11 protein-coding genes are annotated in these 20339 nt (G+C 44.3%); 5 read left to right on the top strand and 6 right to left on the bottom strand.

What is annotated here, in order from left to right; all coding sequences use genetic code 11:
* Window positions 1–87: 87 nt before the first annotated feature.
* The gene (locus QUB33_RS11430; RefSeq protein WP_333350432.1) at window positions 88–537 is read right to left on the bottom strand and encodes a hypothetical protein; all 450 of its coding nucleotides are present in this window, start codon (window positions 535–537) and stop codon (window positions 88–90) included.
* A gap of 587 nt (window positions 538–1124) precedes the next feature.
* Window positions 1125–4646: a response regulator gene (locus tag QUB33_RS11425; RefSeq protein ID WP_333350430.1), complete on the bottom strand. Its 3522-nt coding sequence runs from the start codon at window positions 4644–4646 to the stop codon at window positions 1125–1127.
* A gap of 1713 nt (window positions 4647–6359) precedes the next feature.
* Here QUB33_RS11425 and QUB33_RS11420 point away from each other — a divergent pair.
* Window positions 6360–6983 carry a GNAT family N-acetyltransferase gene (locus QUB33_RS11420; RefSeq protein WP_190663392.1) on the top strand — a complete coding sequence of 208 codons (624 nt, stop codon included), beginning with the start codon at window positions 6360–6362 and terminating at the stop codon, window positions 6981–6983.
* 1195 nt (window positions 6984–8178) lie between these two features.
* On the opposite strand, the gene hflX is transcribed toward QUB33_RS11420, so the two are convergent.
* The 3 genes from hflX to QUB33_RS11405 form a co-directional block, all read right to left on the bottom strand.
* Window positions 8179–9897 carry a GTPase HflX gene (gene hflX, locus QUB33_RS11415; protein ID WP_333350426.1) on the bottom strand — a complete coding sequence of 573 codons (1719 nt, stop codon included), beginning with the start codon at window positions 9895–9897 and terminating at the stop codon, window positions 8179–8181.
* Between the two features lie 295 nt (window positions 9898–10192).
* A complete protein-coding gene (locus QUB33_RS11410) occupies window positions 10193–11305 on the bottom strand; it encodes an IS630 family transposase (RefSeq protein ID WP_333350424.1) in 1113 nt (370 codons plus the stop codon).
* 58 nt (window positions 11306–11363) lie between these two features.
* Complete coding sequence (locus tag QUB33_RS11405) at window positions 11364–11885, bottom strand: Uma2 family endonuclease (RefSeq protein ID WP_333350421.1); 522 nt, start codon at window positions 11883–11885, stop codon at window positions 11364–11366.
* A 201-nt stretch (window positions 11886–12086) separates the two neighbouring features.
* On the opposite strand from QUB33_RS11405, the gene QUB33_RS11400 reads away from it, so the two are divergent.
* The 4 genes from QUB33_RS11400 (at window position 12087) to QUB33_RS11385 (ending at window position 16644) form a co-directional block, all read left to right on the top strand.
* Window positions 12087–12278, top strand: coding sequence for a hypothetical protein (locus tag QUB33_RS11400; RefSeq protein WP_333350419.1), 192 nt, complete (start codon window positions 12087–12089; stop codon window positions 12276–12278).
* 26 nt (window positions 12279–12304) lie between these two features.
* Window positions 12305–13624, top strand: a complete 1320-nt coding sequence (locus QUB33_RS11395; RefSeq protein ID WP_333350418.1) for a class I SAM-dependent methyltransferase — start codon at window positions 12305–12307, stop codon at window positions 13622–13624.
* A gap of 114 nt (window positions 13625–13738) precedes the next feature.
* The gene (locus QUB33_RS11390; RefSeq protein ID WP_333350416.1) at window positions 13739–14260 is read left to right on the top strand and encodes a type IV pilin-like G/H family protein; all 522 of its coding nucleotides are present in this window, start codon (window positions 13739–13741) and stop codon (window positions 14258–14260) included.
* 149 nt (window positions 14261–14409) lie between these two features.
* Window positions 14410–16644, top strand: coding sequence for an O-linked N-acetylglucosamine transferase family protein (locus QUB33_RS11385; RefSeq protein ID WP_333350414.1), 2235 nt, complete (start codon window positions 14410–14412; stop codon window positions 16642–16644).
* On the opposite strand, the gene QUB33_RS11380 is transcribed toward QUB33_RS11385, so the two are convergent.
* Window positions 16641–20339, bottom strand: a complete 3699-nt coding sequence (locus tag QUB33_RS11380) for a tetratricopeptide repeat protein (RefSeq protein ID WP_333350412.1) — start codon at window positions 20337–20339, stop codon at window positions 16641–16643. The genes QUB33_RS11385 and QUB33_RS11380 overlap by 4 nt on opposite strands.

The following is a 20339-nucleotide window of genomic DNA, read 5'->3' as shown; positions in this document are numbered from 1 at the left end:
CCCTTACTGTAGATAAGCCCTAAAGCCGCCCCTACAAGCCCCTGCAAGATATTATTGTTTTTTTGCGCTTACCTACTTATTTATTGTCTACTTGCCAAAAACACCCTTGATGCTGTCAACAGCGCTCTCGACAGCATTCTTGGTATTATCTACTGCTTTCTGAGTCCGAGCTGAATCTTCCGATGCTCTTTTCTCAATTGTGGCCGCATCTTTCTTAGCTTTGCGCTCTACTACACTACCATCCTCCGATGAGCGATCGACTTTAGAAGCATTTGTCTTGGCAGTTTCCTTAACCTTCTCTTCTGTATCTCGGATGAAGTTCTTGGCTCGTCCAGCATCTTTGCTGGCTTTTTCTTGAACCTTATCGCCCGCATCTGCGTCTGCTGCCATCGAGTTTACAGCAGGAGAAGCCATTGCTGCGGTGTTCGAGAAGAACGCACCAGACCAGACGAAGGCCATCGCACAGACGCAAAGCACAGTTGCAGCGATCGAGCGCCCTAAAGTCGAAAGCCGTTTCGTAAAATAATTCAGTTTCATAGAATACAGAAGAAGATATGACACTCTATTTTTACTCGATCGGAGCGATCGGCGTAACCGTTCTCTAGATAGAGGTTATCCCCCGACGAGCGGTTAAAAAAGTTCCCTCTTTTGATAGATTCAAGCAAGGAATGTCAGTCACTTTTAGATTTTAGATTTTAGATTTTAGATTTTAGATTTTAGAGTTGACTCCCCAGCCACCATTTGGAAGCTTGAACTTTGGTGAGTCGATTAAAGATTAAAGATTAAACAATTGACTCCACAGCCGGAGCGCAAATCCGGGCGCTTAAGTAGGTAGGCGGAAAAAATTATGTTTATGTAAAGAAACATTAACTAGCGTGATTCAAGTTAAATTTAACACATTGTTTACGGCCAGTAAGTAGGTACACATAAACTTTAGTATGTCACCGACTATCAAGCTATCATCAATCGGGCGATTGTTTGCATAAAATATCGCTTCTAAAGAGCGTTTCACGGAGTGACGATCGCTTTGGACTACATAGATATTTTGCCGCTCATCTACTTATTTAGGAATAGGTTGTTCCCGAAATTGTGCGTGGGATATCAACACATAATACTTCTAATGACTAATCACAATTTAGTAAAAAAGTCAATACAGTTTCATCAATTCCCTTAAGTTTCAAAGGCTTATATTTCACAATGCGATTTTCCTCAACATAATCTGCCACCGCCGCCGAAATTAGCACCGTGTTTGGTTCCGTCACCTCTTGCAAGCGGGCGGCAATATTCACGCTCGGCCCGATCGCAGTATAATCCGCTCGATCGGGGCCGCCAAACATCCCCACCACCGCAGTACCCTGGTGAATTCCGCAGCGAAACCGCACCGGAGGCACGCCATTTTCCCCAACAATTCCCTGCTCCAACCAGCCCTTGTTAAGCTCCTTGAGAGCTCGCAGCATTTGCCCCGCAGCAGCCACAGCGCGACGTACTTGCTCGTTAGGCGTTAGTTCCTCCGGCGCGCCAAAGAAAGCCATTACCGCATCTCCAACAAACTTGTCCACCGTACCGCCACTGTCAAAAATAGCCTTAGTCATTGCAGCCAAATATTCATTCAACAGCTCAGCTACCCGGCGCGATCGCAGCGTATTTGCCATTTGAGTAAAACCGACAATATCGCTAAACAAAATAGTAATCAATCGCGGTTCCGGGCGCAAATCCAGGGCCAAATCTCCAGCCGCTGCGGCCTTGACCATCGCCGGCGGTAAAAATCGGCGCAGCACCGACTCAGTTAAATAACTGTTCAACTGCTGCACTCGGCGCTCGTTTTGTTTGAGGGCGATCAAATTCCGCACTTCCGCCAACAATTCTCGATCGTTAAAAGGCTTCGACAAATAAGCATCTGCACCCCGTTCTACTCCTTCAATTCGAGTATCTTCGTCGGCTTTAGCAGTCAGCAAAATTGCTGGAGTTCCCTGCAATTCCTCATCCTCTCGAATCATCCGAATCAAATCCAAACCGGAAATCAAAGGCATCATCAAATCCGTTATAATTAGATTAGGGCGACGTTTTTTTGCCACGGCAAATCCTTCTTGTCCATTGCGGGCGAGCAAAACTGCAAAGCCGGACTCTCGCAGAATTGCCGACACATAAAAGCGCAAATCGGGATTGTCGTCAACCACCAAAACCGTTCCCACTGCCGTTTCCGATCTGACCGGTTCGAGCGCCTCAAAGTTATGATCTTCTGCCTCATTTTCCGACAAATCCGCCTCCACATCTGCCAGTTCCACCGCAGCTTTGGAGGAGTGAAACTCTGCTGGTATTTCTAGTACCTGTTCCGGGGGTAAGTGAGTCGAACCGAAGTGCAGCCAAACGGTAAAAGTAGTACCTTCGCCGTAAACTGACTCAACTGAAATTTGACCGCCGTGGAGTTCGACTAATTCTTTGACAAGTGCCAAACCTAAGCCGCTGCCTTCATAGGAACGGCTAGCTGAACCTTCGGCTTGGTGAAACCGCTCGAATAAATAGGGAATTTGTTCCGTGCGAATGCCGATACCAGTGTCTTTTACTTGCAACAAGCAGTGAGCGCCGGCCGATTCAACTTTCAGGGTGATAGTTCCGCCTTCTGGGGTGAATTTGACAGCATTTGATAGCAGGTTGTAAATAACTTTGTCAAATCTTTCAAGATCCAAATAAAGTAAAGGACATTCTTGCAGTTGGGTAATTAACTGCAGTCCTTTTTTCTCGCAGTAGGCCCGGAATGACTCTGCGGTAGAGTAACAGAAACCGACTAAATCGCAGGGGCGAAAACTCGGCTGCATCCGTCCGGCATCGAGCCGCTGCAAGTCCAGCAGTTGATTTACCAAGCGCAGGAGGCGGCGGGAATTACGCAAAGCGATTACGGCTTGTTCATAGGGCAAGTCTTCTTTGCGGCCGCAAGCTGATTCGAGAGGGCCGATTGTGAGAGTTAGAGGCGTGCGGAACTCGTGGGAGATATTTTGGAAAAACTCGGTTTTGAGCCGATCGGCTTCCAGAAGCCGTTCTGCCTGCTGTCTGGTAGTCTGGTAGAGGCGCGACTGCTGCACGGCAAGAGCCGCTTGAGTGGCGACTATTTGAGCCAGGTCAATATCTGAGATGTTCCAGCGGCGGATGCTGCGATTTTGGCGCAGGGAAATGCTGCCGATGATTTTGCCTTCTGATAGTAAGGGAACGACTAACAGGGCGCGGGCTGGCGATCGAACTTGCAGTTCTGTAACATTTAACTCGGGGTGTTCGTCGAGATCTTCGATCGCCACCGGCTCTTTTGATACCATAACTTGCAGCAACACCGGATTGCCCCGAATCGGCACCAAAGACTGTGGCAGGGAAGGATGGGCAAAAACCCAGGCGGGAGCGTTGCCAACAGCATCGGCAGAAATCGTCTCAGGGCCAAGAGGGTTCGCAACTACCTCTGGAGGGTTAAAACTCTCTTCTACAGCCACCGTATCCATATTTGTGTCGTACAGCCCCACGCATTGGACGTATTCATCATCTTCTGTCCACAGAGATAGGGCGCAGCCGTCAACTTGCAAAGCTTGGCCGAGTTGTTGAGTAATGGCTGCAAAAATATTTTGGGGATCGAGACTCGATCGAATTGCCGTAGTAATAGTATTGACTAAGGCCTCGCGCTTGGCCAGCGCTCGCACCTGTTCGTAAGCCCGGGCTTGAGAAAGCGCCAAAGCCGCTTGGTCTGCCACCGTAATTACCAACTGTACCTCGTGGTCTTGCCACTGGCGCGGTCGCTCGAACTGGTGCAGCGCCAAGACTGCCATCAGTTCCATTTTGTAAAACAGCGGTACGATCAAGCTCGATCGAATATTCGCAGCTTCGTAAGCCTGCTGTCGCTGCTGATTATCCCAGTTTAAAACTCGATCGTCAGTTTGGGCATCTTGAATCACCTCCACATCCAGAGTTTCCCAAACCAAATCCGGCAGCAAATCTGGGGAGAGTTCGGCAGCAGAAGCATCTCCGGGCATCGCTTCCTCATCGCCCCGCAACTCTTTAGTTTCTGCCTTCTGGTAAACGAACCACTCATCGGCCACTCGGCCGTCTTGGAACGGCCGCAGCAAACAGCAACTCACCTCAAACATCTGCCCGACACTTTCCACAATTCTTTGCAGCATTTGCTGGTAATTGAGAGCCGATCGGATAGTATTGGTAACGGCATAAAGCAGCGATTCTTGGCTCAAAGCACGGCGCAGTTCATTGGTGCGCGTTTTCAGAAGATTGTGAGTCTCAACTGCTTGACTGACAAGATTTATCAGCTCTTGAGCATCCCAAGGCTTGGTAACGTATTTGAATACTTTGCCAGCGTTAATAGCTTCAACTAAATCTTCAACATCCGTATAGCCAGTTAAAATAATTCGGATCACGTCGGGGTACTGAGCCGCCGTCAGGCTGAGAAACTCCGTACCGCTCATTTTTGGCATTCGCTGATCCGAGATAATCACCGCAACTTCTCCCTCTTTTGCCAAAATTTCGAGAGCAGCGGGGCCAGATTCGGCTCTGAGCACTTTGTAGTCTCGATGGAAGGTGCGGTAAAGCAAGTCGAGGTTATCCGGTTCGTCATCGACGATCAGAATTTTTAGTTTAGGATTTTCTTGGGAATTCATGCACCGTTCTCCTGTGCCCCGGGGCTGTTCGATTTAATAAGTCTGATCAAAGGAAGAATTCGCCGATTTAAATTGCTGAAGTCATACCATTTTCGATTTGGGATTTTCGATTGCGAATGACTGATGACATAAGGGTTGGGATTTTGCCTATAGTGCCATTATTTTGGGAAAATGGTATCACAATAATTCGTGGATATGAAGTTGTTGTGAGTGTGCGAGGCAAGCATCAACCTTGATTTTTGATGTCTGGGTTTTCAATGCGGAATTCTTCTGAGCCACAGTTATCTGTCGTGCACCCCAATTTTATTATTTAATGATATTCACATAAACTCGTCTCCCGATAATTTTATTTCACCCCTTACCTTTATGCAGCAGGAGAGCAAACACTAATCTGATCATTTTAACTGCCGTCTGCATATCTCAGAATACATAGGAATAACCGTCCTGATTGTGAGGTGACTTGCCAAATTTATGTTTGGTCCTGGCTCCTGGGACTGTTTTATTTGGTATGTGAAAGCTGCCCGCAGCAAGATACAATAGACAACCAACATCTTCGCCTGTGTTTTTTCCCACAAGTAACAGCAACTTTAACAGTCAGCCAAGGATACCGACCACAATCCGGCCCCGAGCCCCTGACTCATATTCGGGGGTGGCTGACAGACCACAGAGGTGTCTGTGGGAGTGACGCAATTGCTGTACCATTTTAGTTAGACTTGCACTTTTTTCCCCGATCTCGGCATTTTTTGTGCCTCCAGCAGACCTTCGACAAGCCAATTACTGCGGCGAAACACCGCAAGCTCGATCATCCATCTGTTAATCTTAGCTAGGGATGTACTCTGTGGAAACCGATCGGTCGATTTTAGATTTTAGATTTTAGATTTTAGATTTACTCCACAGATGAATCGCGGAGCTTGAACTAGAGTCTAAAATTTTGATCTCTCCACGACCAGTGTCGGTGGCGGATATCGGTTGTTGGGCGGGGTCAATCAGCTCGATCGAGGTTTTGAAGGTCTCGCTCGCGCGCAGCAGAGTATCGAACCGACGGGGAAAACCCCTGCATACTGTTTCCAGGCATCCAAATTTAAATTGGAGGTTGGAAAAGTACCCACTAGCTCAACAGGTAAGGCCTGTTCGCTCGGGGACGGGCGATGGATTGCCCACAACTGCTGAAAGCTGGGGTACCAGGCCGGGGGGCGGCGGGGAACATCCGACGCCCCAGCGCGCCCGGTGTTAGTCCGATCTAGTCGTTGAGTTTTTCAACTACCGCTTGACGGATAAATTATATTCGATCGGGTATTTCCGTAAGCAGACAGCGGTAAGATTCCGGGAACCTGACGTTAAAACCTTTGTGATTGTTTTTAATACCTTGCCCGCTAAGCTATCGCGCATTTAATTTGTAAGCTACTGTTTACTTAAACTCTTGTGATGCCGGTCGAAAGCCAGGGATCGAGCTTCAATTTAAAGGCGAAATAGCTTATCCACAAATCTAGTATTAGGGGATGAGTTTTATTTTTTCATAACTCGAGTATTAAATGCTAAACAATTTCCATTTACCTCACATACTCCTTAAAGTCAAGCACAATAAATGTAATTTAACCTGGCTAATAAACTATGCCTATAAGTTACGTTAGAATAACAGTATAACATCAGTAATTTTTCTAAGATGGTAGCTTAGAAACCCGCGTAAAAAAATTAATATAGTGGCCTGGCATTGTGAATCCTTCATTTTTTTCCTCACCATCTCACCAACAACAAACTCCCGGACTTTCTGGTTTTTCGATCCGGGTCGCTGCGCCCAACGACTTAACGCAGCTAGCTGATATTTTAGCCATGAGCTTTCACTCCCGCGAGGGGTTTGTAGAATGGGTGTATCCAGTGTTGCGTTTGGGCATTTACGAAGATTTAAAAAATCGACTGCGTTCTAAGGCAGAACATTACATTTGTCTGGTTGCTGAGCTAGTCTCGCGCGAGGAGGGAACGCAGAATTATAGATCGCACCGAGCTCAGCGCATGGCAGGAACAGTAGAAATGGCTCTGCGTTCTCGCTTTCCTTGGCAAATACCGAGCTCTGACTATCCTTATTTGTCGAATTTAGCCGTTCACCCGGACTATCGGCGACAGGGCGTTGCTCAACAATTGCTCAGCAACTGCGAGGAGACAGCCAGAGAATGGGGATTTTCTGAGATTTACCTCCACGTTCTGGAAAATAATCACCCGGCGCGACAGTTGTACTATCAGGCGGGCTATCGCTTGCAACAGGTGGATTGGAATTTGACTGGTAGGCTGTTCGGCCAGCCGCGCCGCCTGTTTTTACGCAAGCAGATTTCGCTATCCTAAGCTAAGTATTTGAATTGATGGTGGGGAATTGGGGCGAAGCAGAAAGAAGGAAAAAACAGCTATCCGTGTATCTGTGACTTCCGGAGCGTGAATCAAGGGAATTGGTAATAGGGAATTGCGACGTAGAAAGAAGAAGTATTTAGTTCAGAACTTACGCAGGCACCCTACATATAATCGGCCGAAAAAAGGAGATCGCGTTTGCTATCACGATCGCTCTTTTATCACTTTGGGGACAGTATAAGACGCCGACAGCAACCAAAGATGTAACTGCTCGCTACTAAAAAACAGTCATAAAATAATTTATAAAAAATTTATTAGCCATTTTTAAAATGTTAGAATAGTTATCAGATTATCTAAGACGTGACGGTTGTTTAGTCGCTTATTTTAAAAATATAAAGTAGGGCAAATCGGGATAAGTTTTGTATGGCATATAATTATTTTTGGGTGCGTTCTACATTTTTGACGATGCCGATCGACCTTTGACAAACGCTCGCCAGTTATCCCTGGTTCTATCGCCAATTCTCCTGGATTCGAGCGCTAGTTATCCCGGGGTCGAGCGCTAGTTATCCCGATCGCCGATCGCTTCTGGAACGACTATGCTTAATTTCATCAGTTGACGAGTGGGTGTTAATTGTTCGTCAAATTCTTGCGTTGTAAAATAGCGAGAGTTCTCTTCAGTTTTTTGAAGATATATCTCATGATCCCACTACCACGTATAGCCTCACCCTCGTTCAAATTCATCTATGAGTATTGCCACAACGTAAGTATTCACACCAACTATTTCAATGACGAGGATTAGTTAGCTAGAAATTCAACCAATAGATTGACTCCTTCATTTCAGTTAATTCTCCAATTTCAGCAATATCGCTGGTGGTAGAATAGTAAAACCTAAAAAAGTACGATGAATAATTTTAAATTAATTATTCAACCGTACATTTTTTATTGTTAATTTCGTCGCTGGTTATAAGGGTTTAAGTTGACAAGTTTGGGACTAAAATTGTGCAAATTAATCCATTGTTTGAAGGAGTTTCGGACTCTTCTTAATGAAGGAGTAGTTAGGGATTTGGTTGCGCTGCGAGCGTCGTATGTTCTCCCAGTATTGAAAACAAAGGGATTAAGTATGCGATTTAGATGCACAACAGCTTAATAGTCGAATTAGCAAATTCAAATTTATAGTTAACACGATCGCTCCCTTCTACTGTTCTACAAGTGCTGGAGATAAAACGCCGTCGTCCATAAATTGCAGCACTCGCTGCCTTAAAGTATCTAAACCCAAGCTTTGAGTGGCTGAAATAAATACAGCTTCGGGATATTCTTGCTGGGCTAAAGCTAGAGTTTCGCTATCGACCCGATCGATCTTATTAAAGGCAATCATAGCTTTCCCTGGAAGGGCAGGCATTTCTTCTAACACGTCCATCACTGAACGGATATGGCTTTGCCAAGCTGGATGGGAAAGATCTACGACATGAAGCAGCGCATCTGCCTCAGTAACTTCCTCTAGTGTGGCTCGGAACGCATCGATTAGCGGTGGCGGGAGTTCGTGAATAAATCCAACCGTGTCTGTCAGAAGAACCGATCGCCGTTCCTGGGTTTGCGGATCTGTAATGACAACCTTTCGCGTCGTCGGGTCGAGGGTGGCAAACAGGCGATCGGCTGTGTAAACTTCGGCATGAGTCAACACATTTAACAGGGTGGATTTACCCGCATTGGTATAACCTACCAATGCAATAGAGGGGACTTCTTGCTGCTGTCGCTGTTGTCGCAAGCGGGCGCGATGTGCCTGTAGTTGGTTCACGGATTCCTGGAGTTGCGCGATTCGCCGCTGAATGACTCGTCGCTCAGTCTCTAGTTTGGTTTCACCAGGGCCTCGCGTCCCAATTCCAGCCCCTAATCTTGACATCGCCTGACCTCGACCCCGAAGCCGAGGTAGCATATACTCCAATTGCGCCAGTTCCACTTGCAATTTACCGGCCTGGGATTGAGCACGTTGAGCGAAGATATCGAGAATCACTTGAGTCCGGTCTACTACTTCGATTCCAATCTGGTTTTCCAAGTTTCGCGCTTGAGAGGGAGAGATATCTCGGTCAAAGACAATGAGATTGGCTCCAAGCTGATGAGCCAACAGCGCAATTTCTTCTACTTTTCCCTGACCGACGACAGTTTGAGGATGGGGATGCGATCGCTTTTGGTGTACCGTCTCCAGTACCTCTCCTCCCGCACTCTCAACTAACCGCACGAGTTCGTCTAGTCCATCTTGAAACCGTTGGGCAGTAAGATCCTCGGTCATTAACCCAACCAGCAGAACGCGATCGCCCTGAGTCTCAATTGCTGGCAATTGAGATGTTTCAAAGCCTGCTTCTTGAAACTCCCTTTCCCATCCATCAACTAAGTCGTCGAAGTCTTGCTCAGTCAGGTCATCCAGACTGAGGGGAGGAGAAACGAGGCAAGGCGTCTCTAAATCGGGTACCAGGTGAGCTAGATAAGTTTCTTTGACGTAGCCAGTAGCGCTGTCATCTCGTCTTTGGGTTCCATTGCTGTTGGGGATTAACACCACCAAAGCATCTAAGCGTTGGCGTGCCATTGCCATTAGTGCTGCAGCATCAGGTGCCTCTCCCTTGAGTTGAGTGGCAACGCAACGAATTCCACTCAAGTGCCCAGCGCCCTGTTGAGGCAGCTCTTGCGGCGGAATTTGAGTCTGTTGCGGCGTACCTATCCCGACTCGGACTACCTGCCCGCGTCGATTGATGTAGCTGCATACTGGCTGATGAATTTCTGTACTAATGGCTGCTAGCTTCTGAGCAAATTCGGGGGCAATCGGGCGATCGCTTGGCTGCCGCTGCTCGGAAAGCTGCTGTAATTGTTTGATGTGACTCGGTTGTAATCCTTTAAGATTGCCGTAAATATTCTCGCTCATATCCCTCAGAAAACTTGCGTCTGAATCCGTTGAGTCTCTATGTTTCTATATGTTATTCGTCTTCCTTTTTGAACCAATCTTTCCTGGGGAATAACTAGGGTATGAAGCGACAACTTGCTCTTGATGAGAACCGACGATTATAATAATAATAATAATAATAATTGGAAATTTCTAATAGAGGTCTAATAAATGTTAATTGTCACTTAAAAAAGCACTCGCCTTACACGTATAAATTTTCCGGCTCAATCAGCCCCCTCTCGGGAGAGAAACATAGCCATTTTAATCTGTTGCACATTTAAACTGTGATACAAGCATTACCCTTATTTTTGATTTTGCGACCCCATTTAATTATTAATTGCCCTTCATTTAAGAGGCGGTGCAATAAATACTCCAGCTCTTCAATAGATGTAAAAAGTCGATTGGCAATATATTCTTTTGCCGAATGCCATACTAATTCAATTAAGTTATAGTCGGGGCTGTATTCGGGGAGGAATTCTAAATGAAGGTTAGGCATTTCTGTTTCAATTATTTTCAGGTACTCTTCTTTCTTGTGAAAACTAGCATTATCAAGGATCATCACTATTTGGGCTCCTTTTTCCGCAAATTCGGAGGCTTGATTACCTGCTGATACCCATTCATTAATTAGCTCTTCATAAAACAGCTTTAGCACTTGATAAAAATTATATGAATCGCCTTTTTTTAGAAACTCTACCCACCTTTTTTTAGCGGAATTTCTCACTCCTCCCATTACATTAACTCTGCCTTTTCTTCGGTCTCCTCTGACCTTTTTTCGGCTGCCTTTTTTACACCAGTTCTTTCTCCTGGTGACTCTTAAACTAAATCCACTCTCATCCCAAAACCATACCTGTAATCGTTCTGGAGTTAATTTTTCTATTTTTAAATATTCTGCTATTTTTATTTTAAACGCTGTTCTTTTTTCCGGATTTCTCTTGGACTCCAGGCTATACTTTGCCCAGATGTAAACATACTTTTTTTGCTTTAATATCCTCCGAACTTGTCCTCCACTTAATTTTATTCCTGTGGATTCCTCTAAGTATGTTGCTAATCTCTGCGCTGTCCATCGTCCAAAATTATATCCTAATTCTTGAGGCTCTTTTTCGAGAGTTTTTAATAATATTTCTATATATTTATCTGTGGGTTTTTTGTGATTTCCTTTCATCCTCTCATCTATTAGACTCTCTAGATTGTCTGGGTCTCCCTTGACACACCAATAAGATACTTTGTTGACTGAGCAACCCAAAAAATCAGCAATTTTAGATTGTGTCTTGCCGTCATTGAGCAATAATAAAATTAAAATTTTTTCTCTAATATTTGCTTTTTCTTCCTCTCTTAAGGCTTTTTGTAGTTTCTCTCTTTGTTGGGGATTGAGATGGTTTTTAGCTGGCATTTTTCTAGAGATTAACTAAACTAATTTTTAATTATACCCTATTTAAAGGCACAACAGCTTACTCGCCGTCAATTAGTTGGTAAACCGAAAAAGTGGGTTGTTTGGGGTTGCCGATGAACCGTCTGCCGCCCAATCCTAGATAGTCTATAATCCAATATTCCTGAATACCCATTGACTCATATGCCTCAAGCTTTAGGGGATAATCATCCCCCCAATTAGTGCTAGTTACCTCGACGATTAGAGGGACTGATGAACCCATTGTGATAATAGATGATTTCTCCCATCGCGGCTCGTTGCCAATGGTTTGTTCGTTAAGTACAATAATATCTGGTTCATATCCCGATTCCTCGCGCATGGGTTTGATGACGCATTCTTTGGGGATGAAGTAGGGCAGTTGTAGCCTTCGGATCTCAAAGTTGAGATCGGCTAGGAGAAAACCTGTCAGTTGAGAATGTTTGCCTGTTGCTTTTGGCATCTCAACAATTTCTCCATTGTGTAGTTCGTAGTGGTGTTCTGAATTTTCAGGATACCAGTCAATGAATTCATCAAATGTTACTAATTCAGGTATGATTTGAATCATGGTCACTCCCTCAAGTGTAGTTTTGATAGCTGTACGGGGAATTAAGATTTAGGCAAAAACATAGTCTTTAGACCAAGTAGCGATCGCACTTTTTGATTGCGTCTCTACTGCTGCTGTTGGCCCGATCGCCAGCCGAGGATGGCAGCTAAGATGATACTGGGGGTAAAGACAGCGATGAGGGCGTTGAGGTCGGTAGAGGGTATGGATAAGCTAGGCCCTGCGTACTTGATGGCCAGGGAAAGTGCGGCGGAAAGGGTGAATACTTTGAGGATGGGGCTGATGTTGGTGTTCATGGACGTGGTAGTGGGTTGGGCAATGGGTTTTCAGACTATTATTGCAAGTATGTGTTGCGAGTGGGCGGGCGATCGGCTATTTTCTGAGATACTAAGATAATTTGCCAGCGTTGAGTGTAATTAAAAATGGATCACCAAAATTTAGAGTTAATAGAAAACATTCGCCAGCAATTTGACAATACTCCTTATCCCAGAATCCCGCTGGAACAATCTCCAAAAGACAACAGTGAATTGCTCTACCTTCATAATTGTGTAACTGCTTACTACTTAAGAAATAGAAAAGTTATCAATACCGAAGGTAAAGTTATCCTTGATGCGGGATGCGGCACTGGTTATAAATCCTTGGTTTTAGCTCTCGCCAATCCGGGAGCGAAAATAGTAGGCATCGATTTATCAGAAGAATCTGTGAAACTAGCTGAGCAACGTTTACAGTATCATGGGGTTGGTAATGCAGAGTTTTATGCTTTGAAGATAGAAGAGTTACCAAGTTTAGGATTAGAGTTTGACTATATTAATGCTGACGAAGTTCTGTATCTCTTGCCAGATGCTATTGCTGGATTGCAAGCGATGAAATCGGTTCTGGCTACCAATGGCATCATCCGCACAAACCTTCACAGTTCAAATGGTAGAGCCGGAGTATTTCGGGCTCAAGCTGCTTTCAAAACAATGGGATTAATGAATGGATGTCCAGGAGAATTGGAGGTGCAAATAGTCCGGGAAACAATGGAAGCATTACAAGATGGAGTAGCGCTTAAGGCATTTACCTGGAATACCGATCGCGTGAAGGATGAGGGATGGATTATGGTTAACTATTTATTCGTGGGTGATAAAGGTTGTACCATTCCTGAAGTGTTTGCTATGTTGAGAGATGCTGATTTAGAGTTTATCAGTATGGTGGCTTGGCGTCGGTGGGAGTTGATGGATTTGTTCAAAGATCCTGATGATTTGCCTTTGTTTTTGGCGATGAGTCTCCCAGAAACTTCTGTGGAAGAGCGACTGCATTTATTTGACTTGTTACATCCCGTGCACCGTTTGTTTGATTTCTGGTGCGGCAATCCCGATCGAACTCAGGCTTTTGTGCCAGTTGCGGAATGGACGGAAGCCGAATGGCGGGAAGCACGGGTACACCTGCACCCTCAACTGAGGACTTCCCAGATTAGGGAAGACTTGAGTAATTGCATTGACAGCCAGACGCCGTTTGAGATTAGCCGTTATATTATTGTGCCAACTCTAGCGCCAGTGGCGATCGAGAGTACGATCGCGGCTTGTTTGCTACCTCTTTGGGATGGGCCGCAGTCTGTGGTGTCCCTAGTAGAACAGTGGCTCCAAATCGGCTCGCAGATCGGTGTTAACCTAGAGTCTTTTAGTGATGAGACTGCCTTTGAGGAAGTCAAGGAACTGTTGATTAGGCTGGAAGTCTTTCTGTATGTGCTTTTGGAGTCTTAGAGCCAGGAGTTGAAAAAAAAAATAGTTTGGGGTGATATTAAAGCGCCGATAACTGGGTAAGTTACATATAAGAGTTAGAAATCAAGCATCCCACCCCTCACGGAGAAAAGACTTATGAAGACTGAATTTAAAGCCAAGTTCCTGCAACACATCAACAAAAGAAGACAGGATCAAGGTTTCACCCTGATTGAACTGCTGGTTGTTATCATCATCATCGGTATTTTGTCTGCTATTGCTTTGCCTTCCTTCCTCAGCCAAGCTAACAAAGCCAAGCAGACAGAAGGTAAGCAGTACGCCAGCTCAATTATTAAGGCCCAACAAGCTTACTACGCAGAAAATAGCAAATTTACCGATCAAATGACTCCGTTGGGTATTGGTCTGAAAACTTCTACCCAAAACTATACATACACCCTCAGTCTCACAGGCGCAACTGGAGCTCAAGCCGCAGCAAATCCAACTGTAGGTGGGGCGCTCAAAGCTTATAACGGAACTGTTGGGTTGGTTCCTTCGGGAGACGCGAAAGGTACGCAATCCGTACTTTGTGAGAGTACAAGTAGTGGTGTAGTAGCCACAGCCGGTACTGCTGATGGAACGACAGTTGCTTGTGGAGGTGGCATGACAGAAGTGACCAAGTAATTTCTGAGTAGAAACATCTTTGTTTGTAGAATCAAAAAGCGGGTAGTGCCGTGCGTACTATCCGCTTTGCATTATGGGCTTCGGTATGAATTTTCCAATTGTTGGCAGTTAAAACAGCTTAGTTAAAACAGCTTTTAGAGGCTTGTTCTATGATTTCTCAAGATTTGACCCTAACACCTGATTGGCAGCAGCAAGCCGCTCAATTTTTGCTCAGCGGAAATTATACTCAGGCAGCACAGCTTTACGAGCAAGCCATTGCCGCAGCACCCCAAATAAAGTCTTACTACTGGCATTTAGGGCTGATATTGCTGTTGGAAGGGCAAGAAATAGAGGCTCAGACAACGTGGTTGTTGGCAATGACCGAAGGGGAGTCAGAAGAGATCGAGCTGTGGACGGCTGAACTGATGGAGGTACTGCAAGCTGAAGCAGAACGACAAGAGTTAGAACTAATTAACTATTCAGTAGCTTGGGCAATTCGACAGCACCTGCGAGAAATTAGCCCTACAGAGATTAACAACGTTCTGCATTTGATAAAGTTGTCTATCCTATTGGGAAGCTATACAGGAGACGAACTGAGGGATTTAGGGGTAATTGAGCTTTTCCAATCTGAACCTCAGCTTGGGGTAGATTCCGATTTATTGGTACAAGTATGGAAGCAGAGTTTAGATAGAGCTCCTTTCCATCCCTCATTTTTTGACTTAACGGAAGCCTGTCTACCCTATGTCAAGGAACCTCTACTTTTTCTAGATAATTTAATAGAGTTTATCTATAAGATTTCCTATTCAGCTAAAAGATTTACTCTCGGAGTCCGTTTCACTGAATTAGGTCTGCGTTTAGCTCCTGAACATCCAGAATTACTGCGAACTTTATCTTGCCTCTATCAAGATATCCATGAGTATGATAAGGGAATAGAAACTGCTAAGCTTTGCTATTCTTTAATGGATAAGTTAGCCGATAAAATTTATGCAAATCACTTGATTATGCGGGGTTTAATGAGCGCTGGTGGGTATTGGAATGAGTTTATTTATGTGATTGAAAGGCATAAGTTGCTTCTTGAATCTTTAAGTAAAGAGCTACCAACTTACCTCGATTCAAGTGCGACGATTCGCTTATTAAGTTCTAGTTTTTTCTTCCCATATTTTCAGGACGAACCCCAAGAAAATGTCACAATTCGTTCTCAAGTAGCACAGCTTTGTCAATTAAATGTAGAAAATTATGCCAAGGAGAAAGTAGAACAATATCGCCAGCGGCACTCTTATATTTTAAAAAGAAAGGGTTCTGACAAGCGGTTAAAAATAGGATATATTTCCTATTGCCTCCGTACCCATTCTGTAGGTTCACTAGCAAGATGGTTATTTCAGTATCATAACCACGATCGTTTTGAAATTAATGCTTATTTTCTGGCAGCGGAACATACCTGCGATCCTTTACAAGATTGGTACATTAGCAAAGTAGATCGAGCTTATAAATTAGGACTAGATGGGGCCGGAACTGCCGAAAGGATTTATGAAGATGAGATTGATATTTTGATCGAACTCGATAGCCTAACGCTGAATAATACTTGTGAGATTATGGCAATGAAACCCGCCCCTATTCAAGCGACTTGGCTGGGGTGGGATGCTTCAGGAGTGCCGGCAGTTGATTACTACATAGCCGACCCCTATGTATTGCCAGAATCAGCTCAGGAATACTATACGGAAAAAATTTGGCGTTTGCCACAAACTTACATAGCAGTAGATGGTTTTGAGGTAGGCGTACCAACCCTCCGGCGCGAAAATTTAAATATTCCTAGTGATGCAATTATCTATCTGAGCGCTCAGAGAGGATATAAATACAATCCGAATACTGTACGGCTGCAAATGCAAATTCTGCAAGCAGTCCCAAATAGCTATTTCATTGTCAAAGGTTTAGCCGATCAAGAAGCACTCAAAAACTTTTTCATTCAGATAGCGACATCCGAGGGAGTTGATGAGAAGCGCCTGCGGTTTTTACCGTTGGTTGCTTCCGAGGCTGAGCATCGAGCTAATTTAGGAATTGCTGATGTAGTGCTAGATACTTATCCCTATAACGGAGCTACAACTACTATGGAAACCCTATGGATGGGAATTCCGATAGTAACTCGTGTAGGAGAGCAATTTTCTAGCCGAAATAGTTACACCATGATGATAAATGCAGGGATAACTGAGGGAATTGCATGGACGGATGAAGAATATGTGGAATGGGGAATTCGCTTGGGAAAAAATCCGAGTTTGCGACAGCAAATTGCTTGGACTTTGCGACAGTCACGGCAAACTGCGCCTCTATGGAATGGGAAAAATTTTACCCATGAAATGGAAAAAGCTTATGAACAGATGTGGCAAAAATACTTAGATTCTTGTAATTAACTGTTCAATTCTTTAGGCTTATAAGCTGTTGCCCAAAGATTGAGATCTTCGCTACGGACTTCAACTGGGTGGAAACCAACTTGCTGCATTTTCTGAGCCAGGCTTTCCTGTGTGAAACCGGTGCGATGTGCCATGTAGTATTTACCTTTAGCGAGATCTGTACCCAAACCATAGAGAATATCAATTGCAGCGATTGGGCCAGCCGGAGAAAGATAGATAGGCTCCTCTAAGTTCCCTTGAGCTACATACTCTGCTACTTTTTGGATATCTGGCAAGGTGATTAAAACAAATCCACCTGGCTTCAGTACGCGGTAAAATTCAGCTAAGGCGATCGGGACTTCGTGTGGATAGATATGCTCAATATTATGGGATGACCAGATTGCATCAACCGAGTGACTGGGGACAGGACTCATATCAGTAATAGAGCTGATGATATCTGGCTTAACATTGGGGTCAATATCAAGTCGCACTTCCTGCCATTCATCAGTTTTGAAAGTCTTATGCAACCCTGATATGGAATCAGGCCCGCAGCCAACATGGAGAACTTTTTTCTTAGCTGTTGACAATAATGGCGGTGTTTTTGCATCAATTGTTAGCTTCTCTTCCACCACCTGTTGGTAAAACTGTTCCAGCGCTTTGACACAAGTTACGTCTTCGTAGAGAGTAGCATGGCGATCGCTCATCTGCTGGGAGAGAGTATGTCGCCATTCCGCATCTAATCCCAATTTTACAGCGATGTCAATATACTCTGCCTCATCTTGGGCAATCGTATCTGTTAGACCTAGTATTTTTAGCATCCCATAGGATTGACGACCGCGCATCAATTCGCCCGCACAGGTGACGATGGGCAAATTACAAGCTATCGCTTCCAGGGTAGTAACACCTCCAGACCAACTAAAGGTATCTAGAAAAATATCCGAAAGCAGATTGAGCTGCCAATAACTCATCAAAGTTTGCCGAGGTAAAATGACGCAATAGTCTTCGCTATTCAAGCCATACCGAGCGAAAGCCTGTTTAAGTCGTTGCTGAAACTTGGCTGTTATTAATGGTTTTTGGTTGGCAATGAAGACGAACTGAGACTCTGGCAATCTTCGAGCAATTTCTGGAAAAATATAGTCATGCTGGGGTAAATATTTAGAGAGCGATTGACAGGATAAATAAACAATTTTGTCATCGCCAAGTTGAAAATCCCATCTGCTTTTCTTCTGTTCGGGAACGATCTGCTTAGTGTAGGAAATTCCCAACTTAGGCAAGCGAATTAATTGTTCCAAGTAATGCTCTTCTGCATTTTCTGGCTCCATTGCCTCGCTAGATAGAAAGTAGTCTATGGTTGGCAAACCAGAAGTAACTGGATGTAACCATGTTGCACACTGCACTGATGCCAGTCGCAAGGCTGCCATTTGTATCATCTGCGGGTGCATCCCAACTTCTACAAAAACCACGATGTGTAAGCGATCGGATATAATTTGCTGGCAAACAGCTTCTAGATCGTCTGCAATCTGATGGAAAAAATCACTATAGACTATGAATTTTTCTGTTAAGGCATCCTGTTCTGAATTAATATGATAGCAATATATTTCAAATAGCTGGCGATCGCAGTTACGTAACCACCCCAAAATAAGCTTTCCTACCCCATTTCCGCGCAACCCATGAGAGACATAACCAATGCGAATTTTCTCCTGGGGTTTAAGGGGGGACATTGAACGCGGCAATACCCACTGTGGATAGTTAGCAGCCATGATTCGGTGAACTAAATGCCCATACTCTTTTTGTAGCTCTAAGTCGTTCTTACCTTGATATTGAAGGAGGAAGTTTTGGTAGCAACCAATCCCCTTCAAAGCGTTTTGTTTTGCTTCCGGTGTTTCTAATAAAATGTGCTGACTTAAATTTTGTAAACCCTGAGAAAATCTTTGCCTATAAAATTCAATTTCTTCTGAATTTTCATAAATAACAGGTAAAAGAAGTTCTGCTTCTCGCTTCAAATGTAAAGCATGGGGGAGCAGTTTTGATGCTTGGCTAGCCACTGCGAGCGCTTCCGGGGTGCGTCCAATCTTTTGCAAGGCTAATATCCAAAAGAAATAAAGATTAGCTTCCTTTGGATATAAACGGGTACTCTCCTCGTAGACTGTCAGAGCTTCATGGTCTTGATTGATTAATTGATAGCAGTCAGCAAAAGCTATATAAAACGCTACATCGCCTGTTTGAATTTCTAGACACTTTTGAAAGTAACTAATGGCTTGGTCGTATTGTCTTTGACGATAAAAAGCGTACCCCAAGTAAGAATACGACTGAGCTATATCGTTTTTAGCTTGAAATGCTAAGCCTAAATTGTTGAGGATATCAGGATCACGGGGCTTGAGCTTGAGAGCTGTTTCGTAGGCAGTAATAGCATCATCAGTTTGTTTGCGTAACATTAAAAGATTGCCCAAATTCAGATAACCACCGAAGTGACCTGAATTAGCTGCGATCGCCTGACGATAAACAGATTCAGCTTGCTCTATTTCACCCGCTTGTGCAATGATATTACCTAAATTGTTATAAGCTTGGATATTCTGAGGATCGAGTTTAATCGCCTCTTGATAAGCTCGAATAGCTTGCGACCGTTCGCCAACAGCTTCTAGCACCACGCCCAAATTGTAATATCTGATCGCCTTGAACGGGTCAATTTCTATAGACTTGAGCAGCAACAATAGTGCATCTTGATATTGCTCTCTCATGTAATATAGCGTACCTAAATGTAGCCAAGCATCTGCATTGTCGGGTTCCCATCGCAAAACTTCTTGATATTTTTTTTCAGCTTTTTCTAGATTCTCGATCGACCAAGCTAAAAATAATTCTTCATCCTGTGGATTGACAATTTTACCCTTACTTGTCGGTGTTATTGCACCAGAGCAGTGCAATTCTACGGCTTCGTTATGTAGAGTAGCTAGAAGTTTTTTGCGCTCTTCTTCTTGCAGCTTATTTAAGGAGGCAATGACTGCTTGATTCCGTCTCGTTCCGAAAGTTTCTCCCTCCTCTTGATGCTTCCTAGTCCCATCCCAAACAAAAAGTTGCACGCCATTCCAAATTTTATAGTTATCAGAGCCGTCCGCCTTATCTAAAATTAACTGGCATTGAGGATGAGCAGCTAGGAAATCGTAGTTAGCTTGTTGGGGAGCTGACCAATTGCTATTGCTGACAAGAATGAGCGCTCGCTCCGCCAAGAAGGGTCTTACCAAAAGTAATCCCATTAAATGCGATCGGTAATCGTGCGCTCCATCATAAAAATAAAAACCAATTTTATCTTCAGTTTCAAGTCCACCCAGTTCGGAGAAAAACTCTTCAAACTCTTGGGGGCAGAGAAAAACTTGCTCTGACAAATTGAAGTTTGATAAATTTTCAGTCAATTTTTCAAAACTATCCCCAAAAGTATCAAATTCAGAGAAGTTATCCACTGCATAAGCCATGCGGCCTGGATGCTCCAGAAGGGCTGCAATTAAACTGGCACCTTGGAAGCATCCCACTTCACAGTAAACCTCATTAGGTTCCAGGCATTCTACAGCAAAATTGAGCAACTGCATAACGTTTGCCGTTGTCATACCTGTAACTTTGTCCAAAATTTTATGAAAACGGTCAGCCGATTTGGGAAATGCTAAACCTTCTTCCCAGTTTTCATATAAGCTAGGGAGTTGCTCGAAAAATCTTTGATAATCCAT

Source organism: Microcoleus sp. B3-A4, assembly GCF_036705385.1.
Taxonomy (GTDB): Bacteria; Cyanobacteriota; Cyanobacteriia; order Cyanobacteriales; family Microcoleaceae; genus Microcoleus.
The sequence above is the reverse complement of the archived record's forward strand: the minus strand, read 5'-3'. Positions and strand labels throughout refer to the sequence as shown.